At 68.9% G+C, this 18674-nt stretch carries 17 protein-coding genes; 2 read left to right on the top strand and 15 right to left on the bottom strand.

Annotation, left to right across the window (positions count from 1 at the left end; all coding sequences use genetic code 11):
• Positions 1-386: 386 nt before the first annotated feature.
• A complete protein-coding gene (locus tag OEIGOIKO_RS39720) occupies positions 387-761 on the bottom strand; it encodes a cupin domain-containing protein (protein ID WP_125058124.1) in 375 nt (124 codons plus the stop codon).
• A gap of 70 nt (positions 762-831) precedes the next feature.
• On the opposite strand from OEIGOIKO_RS39720, the gene OEIGOIKO_RS39715 reads away from it, so the two are divergent.
• Positions 832-1272 (top strand): MarR family winged helix-turn-helix transcriptional regulator, encoded by a 441-nt coding sequence (locus OEIGOIKO_RS39715; protein WP_125058123.1) that lies wholly within the window; start codon positions 832-834, stop codon positions 1270-1272.
• Between the two features lie 230 nt (positions 1273-1502).
• On the opposite strand, the gene OEIGOIKO_RS39710 is transcribed toward OEIGOIKO_RS39715, so the two are convergent.
• Positions 1503-1826 (bottom strand): hypothetical protein, encoded by a 324-nt coding sequence (locus tag OEIGOIKO_RS39710; RefSeq protein WP_125058122.1) that lies wholly within the window; start codon positions 1824-1826, stop codon positions 1503-1505.
• A 544-nt stretch (positions 1827-2370) separates the two neighbouring features.
• On the opposite strand from OEIGOIKO_RS39710, the gene OEIGOIKO_RS39705 reads away from it, so the two are divergent.
• Entirely contained in the window at positions 2371-3612 is a 1242-nt protein-coding gene (locus OEIGOIKO_RS39705) for a cation:proton antiporter (protein ID WP_170251991.1), read from the top strand.
• A 129-nt stretch (positions 3613-3741) separates the two neighbouring features.
• On the opposite strand, the gene OEIGOIKO_RS39700 is transcribed toward OEIGOIKO_RS39705, so the two are convergent.
• From OEIGOIKO_RS39700 to OEIGOIKO_RS39640, 13 genes are all read right to left on the bottom strand, one after another.
• The gene (locus OEIGOIKO_RS39700; RefSeq protein ID WP_125058120.1) at positions 3742-5166 is read right to left on the bottom strand and encodes a sulfatase-like hydrolase/transferase; all 1425 of its coding nucleotides are present in this window, start codon (positions 5164-5166) and stop codon (positions 3742-3744) included.
• Positions 5167-5368: 202 nt separating this feature from the next.
• A complete protein-coding gene (locus tag OEIGOIKO_RS41985; protein WP_170251990.1) occupies positions 5369-6058 on the bottom strand; it encodes an HAD family hydrolase in 690 nt (229 codons plus the stop codon).
• Positions 6055-7404, bottom strand: coding sequence for a B12-binding domain-containing radical SAM protein (locus OEIGOIKO_RS39690; protein ID WP_125058119.1), 1350 nt, complete (start codon positions 7402-7404; stop codon positions 6055-6057). Before OEIGOIKO_RS39690 ends, OEIGOIKO_RS41985 begins: the two co-directional genes overlap by 4 nt.
• 318 nt (positions 7405-7722) lie before the next feature.
• On the bottom strand, positions 7723-8571 hold the full coding sequence (locus OEIGOIKO_RS39685; RefSeq protein WP_125058118.1) for an aminoglycoside phosphotransferase family protein: 849 nt from the start codon (positions 8569-8571) through the stop codon (positions 7723-7725).
• A gap of 206 nt (positions 8572-8777) precedes the next feature.
• On the bottom strand, positions 8778-9749 hold the full coding sequence (gene cysD, locus OEIGOIKO_RS39680) for a sulfate adenylyltransferase subunit CysD (protein WP_125058117.1): 972 nt from the start codon (positions 9747-9749) through the stop codon (positions 8778-8780).
• An 11-nt stretch (positions 9750-9760) separates the two neighbouring features.
• The gene (locus tag OEIGOIKO_RS39675) at positions 9761-10300 is read right to left on the bottom strand and encodes an adenine phosphoribosyltransferase (RefSeq protein ID WP_125059578.1); all 540 of its coding nucleotides are present in this window, start codon (positions 10298-10300) and stop codon (positions 9761-9763) included.
• Positions 10297-11631: a sulfotransferase gene (locus OEIGOIKO_RS39670; RefSeq protein WP_246177888.1), complete on the bottom strand. Its 1335-nt coding sequence runs from the start codon at positions 11629-11631 to the stop codon at positions 10297-10299. The genes OEIGOIKO_RS39675 and OEIGOIKO_RS39670 overlap by 4 nt, the downstream gene beginning before the upstream one ends.
• A 22-nt stretch (positions 11632-11653) precedes the next feature.
• Positions 11654-13624 carry a methyltransferase domain-containing protein gene (locus OEIGOIKO_RS39665; protein WP_125058115.1) on the bottom strand — a complete coding sequence of 657 codons (1971 nt, stop codon included), beginning with the start codon at positions 13622-13624 and terminating at the stop codon, positions 11654-11656.
• Positions 13614-14087 (bottom strand): ferritin family protein, encoded by a 474-nt coding sequence (locus tag OEIGOIKO_RS39660; protein WP_125058114.1) that lies wholly within the window; start codon positions 14085-14087, stop codon positions 13614-13616. The genes OEIGOIKO_RS39665 and OEIGOIKO_RS39660 overlap by 11 nt, the downstream gene beginning before the upstream one ends.
• Entirely contained in the window at positions 14071-14865 is a 795-nt protein-coding gene (locus tag OEIGOIKO_RS39655; protein WP_246177886.1) for a class I SAM-dependent methyltransferase, read from the bottom strand. The genes OEIGOIKO_RS39660 and OEIGOIKO_RS39655 overlap by 17 nt, the downstream gene beginning before the upstream one ends.
• Positions 14866-14945: 80 nt before the next feature.
• Positions 14946-16025 carry a sulfotransferase family protein gene (locus OEIGOIKO_RS39650; protein ID WP_125058113.1) on the bottom strand — a complete coding sequence of 360 codons (1080 nt, stop codon included), beginning with the start codon at positions 16023-16025 and terminating at the stop codon, positions 14946-14948.
• The gene (locus tag OEIGOIKO_RS39645; protein WP_125058112.1) at positions 16022-17698 is read right to left on the bottom strand and encodes a B12-binding domain-containing radical SAM protein; all 1677 of its coding nucleotides are present in this window, start codon (positions 17696-17698) and stop codon (positions 16022-16024) included. Before OEIGOIKO_RS39645 ends, OEIGOIKO_RS39650 begins: the two co-directional genes overlap by 4 nt.
• A 31-nt stretch (positions 17699-17729) precedes the next feature.
• The gene (locus tag OEIGOIKO_RS39640; protein ID WP_246177884.1) at positions 17730-18584 is read right to left on the bottom strand and encodes a streptomycin biosynthesis protein; all 855 of its coding nucleotides are present in this window, start codon (positions 18582-18584) and stop codon (positions 17730-17732) included.
• Positions 18585-18674 lie beyond the last annotated feature (90 nt).

Here is an 18674-nt window from a genome sequence, read left to right as displayed (position 1 = left end):
ACCGCGTCCAAGGGATCGCAGGGCAGCGCCTTCGACGGAAGGTCAGAAGGGATACGCGTCGCGATCCTTGCCCGCCGCCCGGGACACTGGGGAGTTGCCCTCCCGGGTAACCACGCCGTGCTTACGCGACGGCGAAGGACGGTGAGACGGCGGCACGGACGACGTCCAGCAGCATCCGGGCCCGGATTCCGAGCGGTCCGCCCCCCGTCCCCCGCAATGGCCGACGACCTCACGACGGTCGTCGTCACCTGTGCGCGCTTCGCGCCCGACCACCCGGCGATGTTCCGCGTGATGCTCGCGGAGCCGTGCGATCCGGGCAACGAGGAATGGGTTGCCGCTACCGCCGCCACCCAACAACCCGGCGAACCTACGCGGTCACGAGCACACTAGTGAGCCCAGGGCGGTGTGATGGTGTTGCCGTCAGCCAGCTTGGCGGTGAGCCCGACACGTGTGGTGACCCACATGTGAGCGGGCTGGTCGGTGGTGTTGGCGACCGCCAGTTCGGAACCTGCAGGTGCCACTGCCGCGTCACCTGCGCGGAGTTCGGCGCTCTCACCGTTGATGGTGAGTCGGAGGCGACCGGTGAGAACGTAGAAGGTCTCCTCATCGCTGATCGTGTGAGCCGGCCCCGCCATTGCGGCCGGGATCTCGACGCGCCAGGCGGCGAGGTCCCGGCTGCCGGTGTCCGGACGGACGTAGGAAACGAAACGGCCACCGTGGATCTCGTGTACGACGGCCTCGTCACTGCGGATGAACGGCATGCTCCGGCCTTCCTCTAGACAAGTTACTTGTCTAAGTAGACAAGCGTCTTGACGAGTTATAGTCAAGTCCATGGACGACGCTCTGGCCTTCTCCGCACTCGTGCTGGCACTCTCCGGACAGCTGGTGCAGGAGATCCACGCCAGCGTGTCCCAGCAGGGATTCGAGGACCTACGACCCGCACACGGCTTCGCCTTCGCCCGCATCTCTGTGGGCGGCGCCACCACGGCCGACCTGGCCGAGCATCTGGGGGTGACCAAGCAGGCCGCCGCCCAACTGGTCGAGGAGCTGGTCCGAAAGGGGTACGTGGAGCGGCATCCACACCCGCGCGATGCCCGCGCCCGCCTCCTGGGGCTGACCGATACCGGCTGGGCCGCTACGCGCGCCGCCGACCAGGCAGCCCGGGCTGCCGTCGCACCGTGGCGAGAAGTACTGGGCCAGGCGCGCTTCAGCGAACTCGTCGCCGACCTGACACTCCTTGCGCCGCCGGGACCGATCCGCCCTGCCCGGTGAGCCGATGGCCCACCGCCCTGGAGACCGCCGGCCGTGATCGAACCGTCCGCCAGGGCAACTGGTCCGGTGGAAGACGACACGCGGGTTGCCGTACGGAGCCCTCAGCGGACCGGTGAACCTTGCCGGTCAGAGCACTACCGGGCAGAAGAGGGGCTGAGTGGGCCGCGCGGCCGATGGGCGAGTGGGGCGGAGGGCAGAAGGCGGAGGCTGTCCATGTTGCGGGGAGACCCTCAGGCGCCCGCCACGAGCAGGGGCACCAGCGTAGCGCCGGGCCGTGCGATCCAGTACGCCTCGCGCCGTGCGGCGTGCACCGCGCGGCGGAGTGAGCACCGCTCGCCCGCCGGGACATGGCAGGTCGGACACTGCACGGAGTAGACGCCGTGGCGGAACCGGCGATGCGTCTCGTGCGCCGCCTCGTAGGCGGCGTCCGAAGCCGGGGAGGGAATGGTGGAGGTCAGCGTGGACGGCACACGGCGGCTTCCCCCGGCGGTCGCGGGGAGAAACGGTGCGGCGGCCTGCGCGGTGGCCGCGGGTACGGTGAAAGTGGCGCTCATGGAGGGGCGTCTCCTGGGTACGTGGGCGAAGGCCGAAGCCCTCACCGTCTCTTACGTCTGCTCGCCGAATCCGTTACACCTCTCCGTTTGCCCAGGTCAGGCAGGAAGATGTGCGGGGAACTCCACCTTGGCTGGGGGCCGGCGGGCGGCAACAATCAGATGAGGGGAAAGGGCGGGGCGTGCCCTGTCCGATTCGGGTCGGGTTCAGGCCGGTTTCGCGTCGGGGTGCTCCCGCCGACGACTCTGGCGTATATCCAGCGATGACCGTATAACGGTTCAAGAGCTCCTACGAAGCGTCACGCCTCTCATGAGGTGCGGTCGGTGGAGTGTGCGCGCAGCGCGCTGATGACCAATCGCCGGGCATCGTGAGCGTTCAGGTCGCGCCTCGCACCCTCGTCCGTCCATGGCTTCCGATGTTCCCTTTTCCTCGTGCCGGAGCCCCGGAGTCCCGGAGTGCCGGAGTCCCGGAGTATCGGACCGATCGCGCCGCACGGCCCTTTTCGCACTCTGCGCAAGCGCCCGTCACGGACCTGGAGTCGCTTATATGAGCGGAACCACCCTCTCGCAGTTCTTTCTGGCCCTGGCACTCGTTCTCGGCTGTGCGAAGCTTTTCGGTTGGCTGGCGCGTCTGGTCGGACAGCCGCGGGTGGTCGGGGAGATCTGCGCGGGCCTCTTGGCCAGTCCCATGGTCCTCTCTCCCGACCTGGTCGCGGTCGTGCTGCCCGGCGAAGTGAAGCCGCTGCTCAGTGCGGTGGCCGACATAGGCCTGGCGGCTTTCATGTTCGCCGCCGGTTACGAACTGGACCTGTCGATGCTGTACCGCCGGGCGACCGGGTCACTGGGGCTGCTCATCGGGTCGATCCTGTGTCCGCTCGCTCTGGGCGCGGCGGTGGCGCTTTTGCTCGCCGACCAGTACGCCCCTGCGAACCGTACGGCATTCGTCCTCTTCGTCGCCCTCGCCATGTCCGTGACGGCACTCCCCGTACTCGTCAGGATTCTTTCGGACCGCGGGCTGAACGGCCGGCCCGTCGGCAATCTCGCCCTGGGCGCGGCCGCCGTCGGCGATCTGACCGCCTGGGTATGCCTCGCGGGAGTGGTGGCTTACGCGGGGGGATCGGGTCAGGTACGGGTATTGCTGCTGCCGCTCTATCTCGTTCTGCTGGTCGTGGCCCGGCCGTTGCTGAGGTCGGCGGTACGTGCGAGCCTGCGGCGGGACCGGGCGGGTGCCGGACTCGTCTCCGCCGTGTTTCTGGGGCTCATGCTGTCGTGCGCGGTCACGGAGTGGCTGGGCATTCACTTCATCTTCGGCGCCTTGGCGTTCGGCGCCGTCATGCCGCGCAAGGAGATGGAGGAACTGCGGGGGTCGGTGCCCCGCAGCATGCGGCAGATCGGCCGGCTCATGCTGCCGCCGTACTTCGTCCTGGCCGGCATGAATGTCGACCTTTCGGCGGTCGGAGTGTCGGCCGTGGCCGTCATCGCGCTGGTCATCTGCACGGCGATGGTGTCCAAGATCGGCGGGGCGTATGCGGGCGCCCGGATCTCCGGAATCGGGCATGCGGAGGCGCTGCCCACGGCACTGCTGATGAATACGCGGGGACTCACCGAGATCGTGATCGTGGCTGTCGCTCTGGACGCCGGCATCATCGACCGGTCCTTCTATTCCGTGATGGTCATCATGGCGATCGCGACGACGGCCATGACCGGACCGCTGTTGACGTTGTGCACCAAGGCTCCGGAGGACAGTGCCCCGGCCCCGGTGGTCGGCGAGCGCGCGAAGAAGCATTGAGTACGAAGTGCGGAAAAGCCTTTGAGGGAATCAGGTGTCCCGGTCGACGGCAGGCGGCGTGCCGTCGTCGACCGGGAGGAGATTTCCGTCGATGGGGACCGCTCGTCGGTGGTGGACGTCGCGCGGGTGTCAGAGCGGATAACCGAGACTGCGCAGGCCCTCCCGTACCGATTCGGGCGGGGCGTTGTTCCGGGCCGGGCCCAGGGAACGGTTGTAGTCGTCCAGGACGGCGAGCAGTTTGGGATCGGGGGCGCCTGCCTGGACGTGCGGGATGGTGTTTTCGTCGAAACGTTCCGTCCGCACCCGCTCGTCGGGAGCCAGGCGGCTCATCTGGTCGGTGTAGCGGTAGTTCAGTCGGACCAGCCTGGTGCGGTCCAGGTAGGCACTCTCGCCCAGAAGTACGTGCGGCAGCGCGCCGGGGTCCTCGCCGGCGCGCTGGCGTTTTTGGTAATGCACGAATTGCCGGGCGTCAGAGGTGTACGCCTGGGCCAGTGCCGGTGCGTCCTCGGTGAGCGCGGTCGCGCCCCGTACCACGCCGGCGCGGGATTCCCCGTCGAAGAGCCCGCGCCAGGGAACGTCGATCCCGGCCAGTTCCATGACCGTGGGCGCTATGTCGGCGGAGCGAATGCGCCGGAGGTGCCGGCCCTGGGCGACACCGTCGCCCGCGATGATCAGCGGTATCCGGAGGACGCCTTCCTCCAGCGAGTTGAAGTTGCCGTACGAGTCGTCCTCGAACTGCTGGCCGTGGTCTCCGAACAGGACCAGCAGCAGCGTCTTGCCCGCTTGGCGTACCCGGTCGACGAGCTGGGTGAGGAACGGCTCGAAGCGGCTCTTGAGGAAGAACTCGATTCCGTCCAGGTACATCTGGAAGAGGGTGTCGTACTGTCCTGCGGCGTAGAGGTAGTTGACGGCCCGCTTGTACCGCAGGAACAGCGCCATGTCCGCCGGCGTGCGATAGGTCTCGTTCAGTTCGTCGACCTGGTGGGGAACCTCCTCGGGCAGCAGACTCTCCATCCAGGCGATCTTCTCCTGGTAGGCCGAGCCGCCGAAGCGGAGGTTGTGGAAGCCGTACGGCATGTGCATTCCGGCGAAGTGCGCCAGCGACAGGGACGTCTCCGTGGCGAGCACCGCGTCGATGAACTTCTGGTCCTCCTCGACGAGATAGGTGTCGATGTCCGCGGTGAATCCCAGCTGGTCGCCGAGAATGACGGGGAAGTCGACCTTCATGAGGGTCTGCCGGCCGGCGCGGCGGGCGTGGGTGAACACCGACGGGCTGCGCAGGAACCCTTCGTAGAAGGCGTGCAGGCCGTGGCGGGCCGGATATTGTCCGGTGAATACCGTGGCGTGGGCGGCGGAGGTGTACGGCGCGGAGGCGATGACGTTGGTGAAGAAGGCGCCGGAATGCGCCAGGTCGTCCAGTACGGGTGTGGCGGGGGCCCGCAGGCCGGGATAGCGCAGTGGCCAGAGTTTGTGCGGGTTGGCTCCGACGCCGTCGCTCCGCAGGCAGTCCAGGGATATGAACACGACATGGTCGTACGGCTGGGAAACGCTCATGGGCGTGATTCCTCTCGCTCAGGCGTGGTCGGACCACTCGTCACGACGCTGTCGGTGATACGGAGCCTCCCGCCCCCGGGGCGGGGGCGGGAGGGGTGGCGGGCGACGCGCTCCGGCCGCGGCGGCGGTGCTGCCGTCAGGCGCCGGCCGCAGGCCGTGCCATGTCAGCGGTCCGCGCACCGTGCACTGCCAGCGGCGGCCGTCACACGGGGCCCGGGCGGGCCGAGATCGCCCGCAGCCCCAGTTCGGCCGCGGCACTGAGGCCGGCGGCGACGGGTACGGCGGAGGCCGCCGCCTTCTCCGGGTCGTACGAGCCGTCGGCGAGCAGCACGCAGGAGGCGCCGACCGCGACGGCCGCTTCGTTGTCGTCCAGCGTGTCACCGATGAGCAGCACCCGGTCCACGCTCAGCTCGGCCGGGTGCCGCTCCCGTACGGCGTCCAGGTGCCGTGCCAGTACGGCCTGTTTGCTCTCGGTGCGCTGCTGCCGGGCCATTCCCTCGGCGACCAGGAAGCGGGACATCAGGCCCTCTCGTTCGAGCAGGGCGACCACCTCGTCGTGCTCCCCCATCGACAGCAGGGAATGGGTGACGCCGGTGCCCGCCAGGGCGTCCAGGATTTCGGCGACGCCTTCCCGCAGCCGGGCCCGGTCCAGCAGATCCCGGTACGTCCGGTGATAGCACTCGGCGATGGCTTTCCACTGGAGGTCGGTGAAGGGCCGTTCCAGCAGGCTCGCGTAGAAACTGCGCACCGGGCGGGTGAATGCCCGGCGGTACGCCTCGTGCGTGATGTCCCCGCCGCCGACGGTCCGGCAGGCGGCGCTGGCCGCGGCGACGCTGATGTCGATGTCGTCGAAGAGCGTGCCGTTCCAGTCCCAGACGATATGGGCCGTCACGCCCGTACTTTGCCGGAGGTCAGCAGGTGAATGCGCTTCTCCGGCGGCACCGGCGGAACCGGGCGGTGGCTCAGCCACATCGTCTCCTGCCGGTCCAGGATGTCCAGGTACTCGGCCCGGACCTCCTGGTAACGCTGAGCCGTCTCCGGAAACACCGACTCGTAGATCATGTCGCACAGGTGGAGATTCCTTTTCCAGTGATCTTCGTCTTGGGCCGTCACCGGCATCACGCCCCAGAAGCGGAACGGTATGTCCAGCAGCCGGTCGCGCGCGTCCGGGATGTACGGCGTGTAGATGTTCGACTGAATGTGGTAATTGGGGACGAGCCCCCGGCTGATGATGCTGCGGATGTAGTCGATCTGGCCGAGGTCGGCCTCGTAATCGATGTCGAGCAGACCGGAGATGAAGCTGGGCTTGATGGAGATGCCGCGCGCGGCGGCGTACTGGAGACGGTCCTCGAAACTCTCCACCTCCACCGGCTTGTCGATCTCCTTGCTGGTGAAGTTCTCGATTCCGACCAGGACGGAGTGGCAGCCCGTCTCGGCCATCCGGTCCAGGTTCTCGTCGGTGAGCGTCACCAGACACGTCTGCTGCGACCAGGCGATACCGGCCTCCGACAGCACGTCCATCATTTCGTCGGCGTGCTGCTGCCGCATGAAGAAGAACGGGTCGGCCACGGACACCGCGTCGGCGCCGTACTCCGTCTGGAGATAGCGGACCTCGTCCCGCAGGATCTCCGGATCCTTGTAATTGATCTTGTAGACCATGGGGTTCAGACAGAAGGTGCACTTGTACGTGCAGCCGATGCTGGTGACGACCGTGTAGCGGATCTTGTCCCGTACCTCGGGCGCGTAGGTGTCGCCGATCCAGGAGTTGTCCGGCCGGAACGTACGGAACTTCAGGTCGTCCGCCCGGCCGAACACCTGCTTCGCCCACGCGAAGATGTCGCGGTTGGTCACCACGAACTCGCAGTCGGCTTCCAGCTTGAGCAGGTCCGGCCGGAGGAAGTGGTTGGAGCTGACCGCCGGCCCGCCGACGAAGAGTTTCGCGGGCGAGCGCCGGGACATGTCGAGGGCGATCTGGCGCGTGCTGTCGTACGAGTTGACCGTCGAGGAAATCAGGACCGCGTCCGGACGGTGGTCCAGGACCCGCTGCATGTTCTCCTCGTACGTACCGAAGTTGAAGTCGACGACCCAGGCGTCCGGTGTGTAGTGCCGCGCGATGCTGTAGAGGTACGTCAGCGCCTGCGCGATGTGATAGGTCGAACCGTTCTTGACTTCCGTCGCCAAGTGCGGGCGCCATCCCGTGCAGTAGCCGACGTGCGGAAAGATGATGACAACCCGCATGGTTACCCTCTCTGTCGTCACCGCACCGATCACGCCCGGCCGGACGCGGGTCCGGCCGGAATCGGCGGCAGCGGTGCTGAAGAACAGAATTCGCCGGATCGACGGGCGAGCAGACGGGCAGGCCCTCCGACCGTCGTGCGACGGGAATGGCCGCGCGCTTCCCGCGCGTGCACCGAAGGTGGTCCCTGCTCGATTTCCCAGCAGGCTAACGACGCGCCTCTCGGAGCGTCAAGCGTCATACACACCGGCCGTCAGCACCTATTCCGCCGAGGGGCCGCACGGGAAATCCCGGGCCCCTCGGCGGTGGCGGTCGTTCATTCAGGCCGGCGCGGGCAGTCCCAGCGCCCGGGCCGCCCAGGGCAGCGCCACTTCGAGCTGGCGTCGCTGAATGTCACGCACCATCGGCGCTTGCGGAATCACCGGCAGGCCGGCCCGCGCGGCGAAGAAGCCGGCCACCAGCGCGGCCAGTTCCGGCGGTACGTCGGCCACCTCTTCCGGTTCCGGCCCGCCCTCCAGGCGGAGGCTCGGCAGCCAGAAGGCGACGTCGAACTGCGCGTTGCCGACCGCGGCGTGATTCCAGTCGAAGAGGAACGCCCGTCCCGCGCGGAAGCACAGGTTGTCGCTGCGGACATCCAGGTGCAGCAGGCTGTCACCGTCCAGCCGCTCCGGGCGCGCCGCTTCGAGCAGAACGGGGAGCGCGCGGTCCAGCCAGTCGGCGGAACACAGCCCCAGGGAGAGGAACAGCTTCGGATCGGCCGCCACCTCGGGCCAGTTGTCCTCGCCCATGTGCGTGGAGCGGGCCGTCGGCAGCCCGGGAGGCGCCGCGTGTCCGGCCACCGCCCGCAGGGTCGCGAGCACCGCGTCGATCTTCCCCCTCGACCAGGGGGGGCTCCAGTCGCCGTCGGAGAGGTCTTCCAGGACGAGCACCGGCAGTTCCCCGTCGTCGTGCCAGCCGAGCACGCGTGGCACCACGTCGAGACGGAGCGCGTCGTAGACTTCGTACTCCCTGCGCAGCCACTCGGCGGTGACGGCGTCGTCGGCGTGTTTGACGAACGCGGTCCGGTCGTGGGCCAGGCGGACGATCCAGCGGCGATTGTTCGTGTAGCCCCGCCCCTGGATTCGCTCCGCCGATTTCACTGCCTGCCCCAGCGCCCGTTCGATGCGCATGGTCTCATCTTCGTGCAAATACATCGGCACACATTAGCATTTCCGGTTCTGCCGCATTCCCTGCATCGCCGGGTACGGTGAATTCTCGCCACCCCGCTGTCCGGCGATCGACGATGCGTCACCGAAGCTCCTTTTGCCGGACACTCCGGCGATACCCCTCAGCACCTCCGATTCCGCCGGCGAAGGGCGGCCGGCGTGGCGTCACCTCAGAAGTAGCCCTCGCGCTTGCGGTCCTCCATCGCGGCCTCGGACATCCGGTCGTCGGCCCGGGTGGCGCCCCGCTCGGTCAGGCGTGACGCCGCGATCTCGGCGATGACCTGCTCGACCGTCCGGGCGTCGGAGTCCACCGCCCCGGTGCACGACATGTCGCCGACGGTCCGGAAGCGCACCGTGCGCCGCTCCATCGCCTCTCCGTCCTTCGGCCCGCCCCACTCCCCCGGTGACAGCCACATGCCGTCGCGGCGGAACACCGTGCGGTCGTGGGCGAAATAGATGTCCGGAAGCTCGACCTTCTCCCGGGCGATGTAGTGCCACACGTCCAGTTCGGTCCAGTTGGACAGCGGGAAGACGCGCACATGTTCGCCGGGGGCGTGCCGCCCGTTGTACAGCTGCCAGAGTTCCGGCCGTTGCCGGCGGGGGTCCCACGCACCGAAGTCGTCCCGCAGCGAGAACACCCGCTCTTTGGCGCGCGCCTTCTCCTCGTCCCGCCGGGCGCCGCCGAGCACCGCGTCGTGCCGGCCGGCCGCGATGGCGTCCAGCAGCGGCACCGTCTGCAGCGGATTGCGGGTACCGTCCGGGCGCTCGCGCAGCAGCCCCTCGTCGAGGTACCGCTGTACGGAGGCGACCCGCAACCGGAGTCTGTGCACGGCCACGGTACGGTCCCGGTGCTCCATGACTTCCGGGAAATTGTGGCCGGTGTCCACGTGCAACAGCACGAAAGGCAAAGGAGCCGGCGCAAAAGCCTTCAGCGCGAGGTGCAGCACGACGATCGAGTCTTTGCCTCCGGAAAAGAGGATGACCGGTCGCTCGAATTCTCCGGCCACCTCGCGAAGAATGTGCACCGACTCGGATTCCAGCACGTCGAGGTAGGCCGGAGAAGGGACCGAAGGGCTGCCGCTGCCGTCCGGGCCGGCTGCCCCGGTGGCCGTGGCGGCCCTTTCTTCGCCCGCTGCCCGCATCGGTCCGCCCCTCACGCGTTGATCACGGCGTCCACGGGCACCCCGTCGAGGTCGCGTGCCAGCCGGCGGCGCCCCGAGAGTGCCACCAGTTCCAGCATGAAGGCCACGCCGACGACGTCCGCCCCCGCCTCCGACACCAAGGACGCGGCCGCCAGGGCGGTGCCTCCCGTCGCCAGCACGTCGTCGACCACGACCACCCGGTCCTTCGGCCTCAGAGCGTCACACTGGAGCTCGAACTCGTCGGTCCCGTATTCCAGTTCGTAAACACGGCGGAACGCCCTGCCCGGCAGTTTGCCGCTCTTGCGGATGACCGCGAGTCCCAGTCCGGACCGTACGGCCACCGGCGCGCCCAGCAGGAATCCGCGGGCCTCAAGACCGACGACCATGGTGGCTTCGCGGTGGCGGCACACGTCGGCCAGTGCGTCCACGAGTGCGGTGAACGCTCTCGGATCGGCCAGTAAAGAGGCGTAGTCCTTGAACAGCACACCGGGATACGGGTGGTCCGGCACATCGCGGATATAGCCTGCCAGCCACGTGGCCAGCGGCATCATCGCCATTTCGACCGGTCCCCGTAGCCGAGGCGCTCGGCCGTGTCGGCGGTTTTCCGGTCGATGGCCGGCTCGATCAACTCCGCACGCTCCTTCCAGCGCCACTCCCGCGGCCGCGCGGTCGCCACGACCGGCCGGATGCCGTGGTGCACCGCCCGCCGGAAGTCACCGGTCAGGGAAATGCCGAGCCATTCGCTCAGCTTCTCGAAGGAGGCGATCCGACCGGCCGGGCTCGCGGTCAGGTCCTCGAACCGGACGGTCATGCGGTCGACCGACGCGTCGGTGAGATGACCGAGCACCGCCTCGTGGGTACTGCGCCATTGGAACGCGCAGACTTCGGCCAGCGGCGCACCGGTGTACTCCTCCCAGCCGGGCGGGAGGTCGAACTTCCACCACCACTGGTTGTCCTCGTGCTGCTCGACGTACCCGTCAATGCCCAGAGGTTTCTCCATCCGGTGCGCGTGGAAACCGTGATGGCGCCACCCGTCGTAGAGGCCGTTGACGGCCGCGGCCGGATTGCGGGTCAGGTGCAGCACCCGGAAGCGCGCCTGCGGAAAGAGCGAGCGCAGGAAATGCAGGCGGTACGCATTGCTCGGTGTCTTGACGACCAGGGGCTTGTCGTGCAGGTCGGCGAGGTCCGCGCGACGCCAGGCGCGTGCCACGACGAACGGTGGCTCCTCCACGAGAAAGTCCCCCGGCGCCCGCAATCCGTTGGCCGGGGACGGGTATCCGCGCCGGGCTTCTCTCGGCAAGTCGTAGTACCGCGGATCGACCGGCAGGCCGCGCCCGGACAATTCCTCCAGTACGGCCAGCAGGCACCAGGCCTCGTCGGACTCCCCCGGCGCGCCCGTGGGCCGGCGGTGCATCCGTGTGCGCCACGCGCGGCGGACCGTCTCGACGAGTTCCAGGGGCTCCAGCGGCAGTTCCGGCCATTGCACGATCAGCCGCCAGGCCATGTCGGCGCAGAGCTGGTTCTCGTCGCACTCCTGGGCCGCGCTTCCCGCGTCCCGCGCCATTTCCTCGGCCAGTACCGAGCGGGCCCAGGGCTCCAACGCGGCCGCGTGCTCGGAGCCCAGCGCATCGGAGCCGGTACGGCTTTCGGGGTGGCCGAGCCCGGCCAGGCGGAGAAAGGGATTGGTCTCCGCCTGGAAATGCAGCAGTTCGCGGGAGTACCGCAGCAGCTCGGCCACCATGCTGGAGCCGCCGCGGGAACTGCACGCGAGCACCACGACCTCGCCGACCCCGCCGAGGAAGTCCGGCACGGCAGGGCCGCGCAGGTGCCGCAGCACGTCCAGGCGCCGGTGCAGCGTGCCGAGCCCCTGCGGTGCACTCACTGGATGCGTGGTCATCCGGCCATCACCGCGGTTTCCGCAGCGAATAGACACACCAGCGCCACTGGTCGTTGATGGAGCCGTCGGCCAGCACCTCGAACGGGTGGGCTTCCCGCACTTCACGCGGCGCTTCGTAGAACAGCCGCTGGATCTCCCGGCGGTGCGCCGGAGTGGTTTCGTGGGTGTCGATCCACTGATCGATGGACTCCCACAGCAGGTATTCGGTCATCCGGACGTCCTGGAATCCGGCGCCGAGGAGCAGGGAACGGAAATCCTGCTCGCGGAACATCTGGTGCAGCAGCGGCTGTTTCTTCTTGAAGACGCGGTACATCCAGAAGGCGTCCTCGTCCGCGTACGGGACGATCTGCCCCACGATGAACTGTCCGCCGGGCCGCAGCACCCGGAAGATCTCCGACACCGGGCGCTCGGGCTGCGGCAGCAGATGCAGCACCTCCCGTGTGACGACCAGGTCGAAGGAGTCGTCCGGATAGGGCAGGTCGTAGACCGTGCCCTGGTCCACGCGGTCGAGCCGGGTGGAGGCCAGGGCGACCATCTCGGGGGTGATGTCCAGTCCGACCGTCTCCCCGACCCGGTCCTTGAAGGAGGCGCCCACCACACCGCTGCCGCAGCACACGTCGAGCATCCGGGCGTCGGCGGGCACCTCGCACAGTGCGGCGTGCCGGGCGAGCAGGTCGCCGTCGGTCAGCCAGGCGCAGGAGTCGTGCCAGTTGCGGGAACGGATGCCGAACTGCCGCTGGTAGACGGTGTAGTCGATGGCGAGGTCGCGGCGCTGCACACGGGCGGTACGGCCGGCCAGCCGGGCGGCGAGCCGGGCGCGGGTGGCGTCCAGTACCCGGGCCACGATCCGCCGGCCCAGCTCCTCGTCCTTCTCCATCCGGCGGCTGAACTCGCTGTCGACGGCCTCCTGGACGACCTGGCCCACTTCGGGGTTCTGCAGCCGCTTCTTGGTCTGCCCGTCGAAGCGCGGGTCGTCCATGCGCAAGGAGACGACGGCGGTGAGCCCTTCGAGGACGTCGACGGTGGTGATGCGCTCCCCGAGATGCGCGTCCAGCATGCCGCGCGCGGTGGCGTACCGGTTGATGGCCTGGGCCAGCGCCGAGCGGACCGCGTCGACGTGGGCGCCGCCCTGGTCGGTGCGGACGCCGTTGACGAAGCTGCGGATCTCCTCCGTGTACCCCTCCGTCCACTGGAAGGCCAGTTCCAGGGTGCTGTGGTCCCCGGTGGCGTCGACCACGATCGGCTCGGGGTGGACCACCGAGGCCCCCCGGTTGAGGTGGGCGAGGAAGCCGCGCACCCCCTCCGCGAACGAGAAGCGGGCCCGGGTGCCGGTGTTCCGGTCCGTCAGCCCGACCGTGAGTCCGGGGTGCAGGAAGGCGATCTCCTGCAACCGCTCGGTCAGGGTCCGTACGGAGAAGGCGCGGGTGTCGAAGATCCGCGCGTCCGGCCGGAACGTGACGCGGGTACCGCTGCCGTCCGCCGCTCCGGCCGTCGTCAGCTCCATCAGCGGTTCGCCGCAGGAGTACTCCTGGTAGTGGTGGACCCCGTCCCGCCGGATGTCCACCCGGAGCCACTCGGCCAGGGCGTTGACGCAGGAGACGCCGACGCCGTGCAGCCCGGCGGAACGGCTGTAGGCCGAGCCGCCGAACTTGCCGCCCGCGTGGAGGGTGGTGAGGACGACCTCGCAGGCCGGGCGGCCGGTGTCCTGGTGGACGTCGACCGGGATGCCCCGCCCGTCGTCCTCCACCGTGCAGGAGCCGTCCGTGTGCAGGGTGACCGTCAGCTCGCGGGCATGACCCGCCTCGTGCTCGTCGACGGCGTTGTCGAGCAGTTCGAAGACCAGGTGGTGCAGGCCGTCGGGGCCGGTGGAGCCGATGTACATCGACGGGTTGCGGCGTACCGCTTCGAGCCCGGAGAAGACCATGATCGCCGATGCGTCGTAGGTGGCGGCCGCGGCCGCCCGCGGATCATCGGTCATCGCGGACTCCCGTGAGTGCGGGGTCACCGGCGGGTTCGTCCGAGTGACGGGCCATCTCCTGCAGTGCGGCGTCGAGCCGGGCGGTGTGCTTCTTCTTCAGCGCCATGAGCGTGGTGAGCCAGCTGGCCAGGTCCGCGCCGCCCTCGTCGAGTGCGGCGGCGGTCAGCCGCGGGTAGGTCTCACCGGACTGCTCCAGGGCGGCCGTCACGGACGAGGCCAGGTTCAGCGGTGTGTCCCCCACGTCCCGGAAGCCCGTGGCGGGGGTGGCGTCGCGCAGTACGTCCAGGTGGCCGTGCGCGGCACAGGTGATGCTGTCGGCCAGGTCGGTGAACAGCTCCGCGACCTGGGTGTGGCCTTCCGTCTCGGCTATATGCGCGAAGTACGCGTAGCGCAGCGCGGTGGTGGCCTCAGCGGCGAACACCGCGCGCAGTTCGGCCGCCAGGCTCTCACTTGGCTGTGGCATGGGGCTCCTCACCGGCTCCGCCGCCCGACGCGGCCGGCTTGGTCCCCGCCGCCACGACGAACAGCATGTGGTCGACGATCCGGCCGGCCGCCTCCCGGACCGCGTGCAGGGACCTGAATTCCTCGGTGGCGCCCCGGTAGGCGGCCCGGATCGCCTCGCGCCGCTCCTGGCCGATGGCGCCGTTGTCGGACCAGACGTCCACGTCCTCGGCGGAGACGTGGCGGCGGGTGCGCACGGGGTCGCAGCCCGCCGCACGGAGGAGTTCCGCCGGCTCCTCCGGGAGGAAGAAGTGGCGGCGTACGGGATTGCGCAGCCGGAGGATCTCGAAGTACGTGTCGCGGTCGTGCGGCCCGTACGCGCACAGGTTCACCAGGACCACCCGGCCGCCGGGCCGCACGACCCGCACCATCTCCTCGACGGCGTCGGGCAGGTCCATGAACTGCATGCCCTGCCGGCACACCACGAGGTCGAACTCGCCGTCGTCGAAGGGCAGTTTCTCGGCCGGTGCCACCACCAGCCGGTCCAGGAACGGCGCGGCCTGCTCCGCCATCTCCGCCGTAAGGTCCAGGCCGACCACCTCGGCCACCCGCCCGGAGAAGAGGCGGGAGACCAGGCCGGTACCGCAGGCGACGTCCAGGACCCGGGCGTCGGGTGCCGGGGCGCCCAGGTCGAGGACGATCTCGCCGAGGCCCTGGTCGGTGCACCAGGAACTGGACCGGTCGTAGGTGGCGGCACGCATTCTGAAGTGCTCGGTCACGTCGTCTCGCGTGATCGGCAAGGAAGGACCTCCCTTTCGTGTTCTCCGGTTCCGTCACCACCCGCGGGCGCCGCCCGCACTCGGGACCGGCCGGGTGGGTGTCAGGCGGCGCTGCGCCGGGCGGCGACCGGTGGGGTGCCGGCGTGCCCGCGCCGGAGGTGGACCCGGGCGTGCGCCCTGATCCGCAGCCACCGCACATAGACGTCCCTGCCGAGCCGCAGGGCGTAGTTCCGGTCCTGCTGGAGTGACCGGAACTCCACCCGCAGCCGCAGCACCGCCGACCGCACGGCCAGCTCCACCGGGGAGGGGGTGGGGCACGCGTGCGCGTCGGGATGGACCGGGTAGCCGAGGCCGCTCTTCAGCGGCCCCGTCACCTTGTCCACCAGCAGGCGCTCGCCCGGGGTGAGGCCGGCCTGGTGGGCGCCGATCCGGTCGGTGGTGACCGGTGTCCCGGCGTTCCGCCAGGCCTCGGCCCACCCGGCCGTGTGGCGGGCGGCCGGCGACCGGTGGTGTTCCAGCATGGCCGGGTGGGGTTCCTCGGCCAGGAAGGAGCAGAGCCGTTCGATCTCCTCCCCCGGGCGCGAGACCAGGTCCTCGTAGCGCAGCAGATGGACCGAGTCCGGCCCCCACCTGGACAGCGCGGCCCGGGCCTGCTCCTGCTGCCGCCGCCACAGGTGGGCCATGCGGTAGGGGTGGCTGTAGCCGAAGATGGACCGCTTGGCCGAGGACCCGACGTCGCAGGGGTCTCTGACCAGCCATATGAAGCGTGCCTCGGGGAAGTGGGCCAGCGCCTCGTCCACGTGGTCGACCATGAAGGTGCTCTTGCACCCCCAGCGCGCGGCGCCCTCGGCCTGCCGGTACTGGTCGTACACGGCGGCCACCACTCCGAACAGGGTGGGGGCCGCCTCCTCCACCACGCGCTGCGGGTCGATCGTGTGCTGCCAAGGGTGGATGTGCCGTCGCAGCAGCCCTACGGCGTCCTCGGCGGCCTTCCGCCGGTTGGCCTCGACGCTCAGGTCGCCGTAGGAGCCGGCGGGCGTCGCGAGGTAGCGCATGAAGTGCGGCGGGTGCGGGACGCAGATCCGTGGATGCGCGTCCAGGATCAGGCGCAGCAGGTTCGACCCGGACCGTTCGGTGCCGATGATGAAGATCGGGCTCTGCGGCCCCGGCGTCGCGCTCATGCGCCACCGAGGGCCGCGGCGCGGCGCATCATCTCGGCCCCGCTCGGCACCAGGCGGCTGCCGAGCGCGGCGACCTCGGGGGAGGCGCACTGGTCGAGGGTGAAGCGCCCGGAGCCGGGGGCGAGCCCGCCGGCCGCCGAGCTCCACTTCTCGCGCCAGCCGGTTCCGGCGTAGGACGTCGAGCGGTCCAGGCCGTCGTGCGGCTGCGGGTGGAAGTACCAGAAGTTCTCCGGGTAGTGCTTGAAGTCCATGACCGGGCCGGGCTGGTAGGCGTCGTAGATGCGCTGGTAGGCGTCCCGGCAGGCGCCTTCGGACAGGCCGCTGATGTTGAGGAACTCGTCCTCGTGCAGGGCCTGTTCGATGGAGAGCCAGTTGAGGTGGTCGATCTCGGAGCGGATCAGCCCGGAGGCGATGGCCTGTTTGTAGACCGTGGTTCCCGGCATGGCCGACAGGTACTTGACACGGGTCACGTGGTTGTACGTCTCGGCGAACTGGACCATGTGGTTCAGGGACTCGTTGCTCTCGTTCGGCAGGCCGACGATGAGCAGGGAGCCGAACCGCACGTCGTTCTCGAAGGTGGTCCGCATCGCCCGTACGGTGAGGTTCTCGCTGCTGCCCTTGCGGGCCTCCCGGAGGACTTCGGTGCCCAGCGACTCCACTCCGTAGAGGATGATGTCGCAGCCGGAGTCCCGCATGGCGGTGACGCGCGGGACGTCCATGTCGGCGCACCGGGTCAGGCAGGTCCAGCGGATGTCGTGGTCCTTGATGGCGTCACAGATCTCTATCGTCTGCCGCCGGTGGGAGCTGAAGGTCAGGTCGACGAAGAAGCAGAAGTCGACGCCGTACTGCTCCTTCAGCCAGGCCATGTCCCGGTCCATCTTCTCCTGGGACTTGGCCCTGACCTGGGGCGTCGTGCGGTAGCAGAAGGAGCAGTCCATCTTGCAGCCGCGGCTGTACGAGGAGATGATCTGCGGTTGCATCCCCATGGGGCTGTGGTACTGGGGCCACAGGTCGAGCCGCATCCTGGGCAGCGAGTCCAGGTCCATCATCTGGCCGCGGGCCCGGGTGCGCTTGGGCTCCCCCGCGGGGGAGCGGTAGCAGATGCCCCGGACGTTGGGCAGGTCCTGCTCCCACTTGCCGGCGGCGAAGCTCTCCATGAGTTCGAGGATCGTGATCTCGCCCTCGCTGATCACGGCGACGTCGCACGCCGTGCTCTCCATGAACACATGGGGCACCGAGGTGACCAGCGATCCGCCGCAGATGATGGGGACGTCCGGTTCCGCGTCGCGGACCATCTGCATCAGTTCCCGGCAGAACGGGAAGTTGTCCTCGAAGGTGCACACGCCCAGGACGTCGGTCTGGCCGACGATCTGGTCGAAGGCGGTCTTGAGCGGGTTCAGCGCGTACCGCACGTCGACGATCCGGACCGGGAAGCCGGCGTTGTGGAGCACGGTCGAGATGTAGGAGGCGCCCTCGTACGGAGAGGTCAGGAAGAATTCCCAGCCGCGCGGCATGCTGAACGGTGAGGGGCCGACTACCAGGGTGAAGCTGGGGAGGGAGGGATCCGTGGGCACGGGCTCGTCGTCCTGCTCACGCATCTGCCGCATATAGCGCTGGTCGACGGCCTCGTCGGCATTCGAGTACAACTCCAGCGCCAGCGATTTCTGTGCCATGAGTCCTCCCTAGTTGCCAGGTGATGTGTTCTTATCCGCTGGCCTGCCGGTCGTCCGGCACCACGATCCGGCGCACCTGGTCGGCGAATTCACGCCATGAATCCGCACAGCCGTCGGCGAGTTCGGCCACCATTTCCGCCCAGTGCGGTGGAACACCGTCCACGAGGTGGCCACCTGCCGCCATGAGCAGCTCTTGCGCGTCGAACAGCCGTAAGAGCGTCCGACCCATTTCGGTGAAACGGATCGAAGGGTCTTTCTTGAGGGTGCGGTGCAGCTCCGAAATATCCGGTACGGGCTGTCCGCCGGTGGTCTTCCCCGCCGGCTTCCGGTCTCCCGGCTGCGGCGTGGGGCGCCCGGCCGCGTTCTTGCGCTTGCTCGCCGGAGCGGAGACTTCACGATAGCGCACCGGCACCGGATCCCGGCCCGAACGCAGCCGTTCACGCACATCGTGTGCCGTCCCCAGGGAAATACCGACGGTGGTGGCCACTTCTCGCAGCGGCATGCCAGGGTGGTCCGTCATCACCCGGGCCGCCGACTTCCGTAACTCCGCCATGTCCAGCGGCCGGGTCCGGCCGTCATTGCCTACGCGCGTGTTCGAGTGGGGAATTTCCTCACTCGAACGCCGCCGGACGGCCGCCACGGTCTTGGGGGACAGACCGCTCACCCGGGCCACGGACCGGTCGGAAAGATGGGGGTGGGACCGTACTATGCGTGTCGCCGCGGCAGTGCGTTCCTCCAGGGAAAGCGGCAGCCCGTGCCGCACATTGCTCTCCACCGCCAGGACGAAGGCATCCGCCTCGGAACCGTCGAAGAACGTGCAGCGGATGGTCCGGTCGCCGCGCTGGACCGCTACTTGGAGCCGGTGCATTCCGTCCAGCACCCGCATGGTGGGACGGTGTACGAGAATGGGCGGAAGGCTCGCTCCGGAGGCGAGCAGCAGTTCCACATGCTCACGGTTGAGTCCGCCGGAACGGGG

Origin of the sequence: Streptomyces paromomycinus (assembly GCF_003865155.1) — a bacterium.
Lineage (GTDB): Bacteria > Actinomycetota > Actinomycetes > Streptomycetales > Streptomycetaceae > Streptomyces > Streptomyces chrestomyceticus.
Note: the sequence above shows the minus strand (reverse complement) of the source record. Positions and strands in the feature narration are given on the sequence as shown.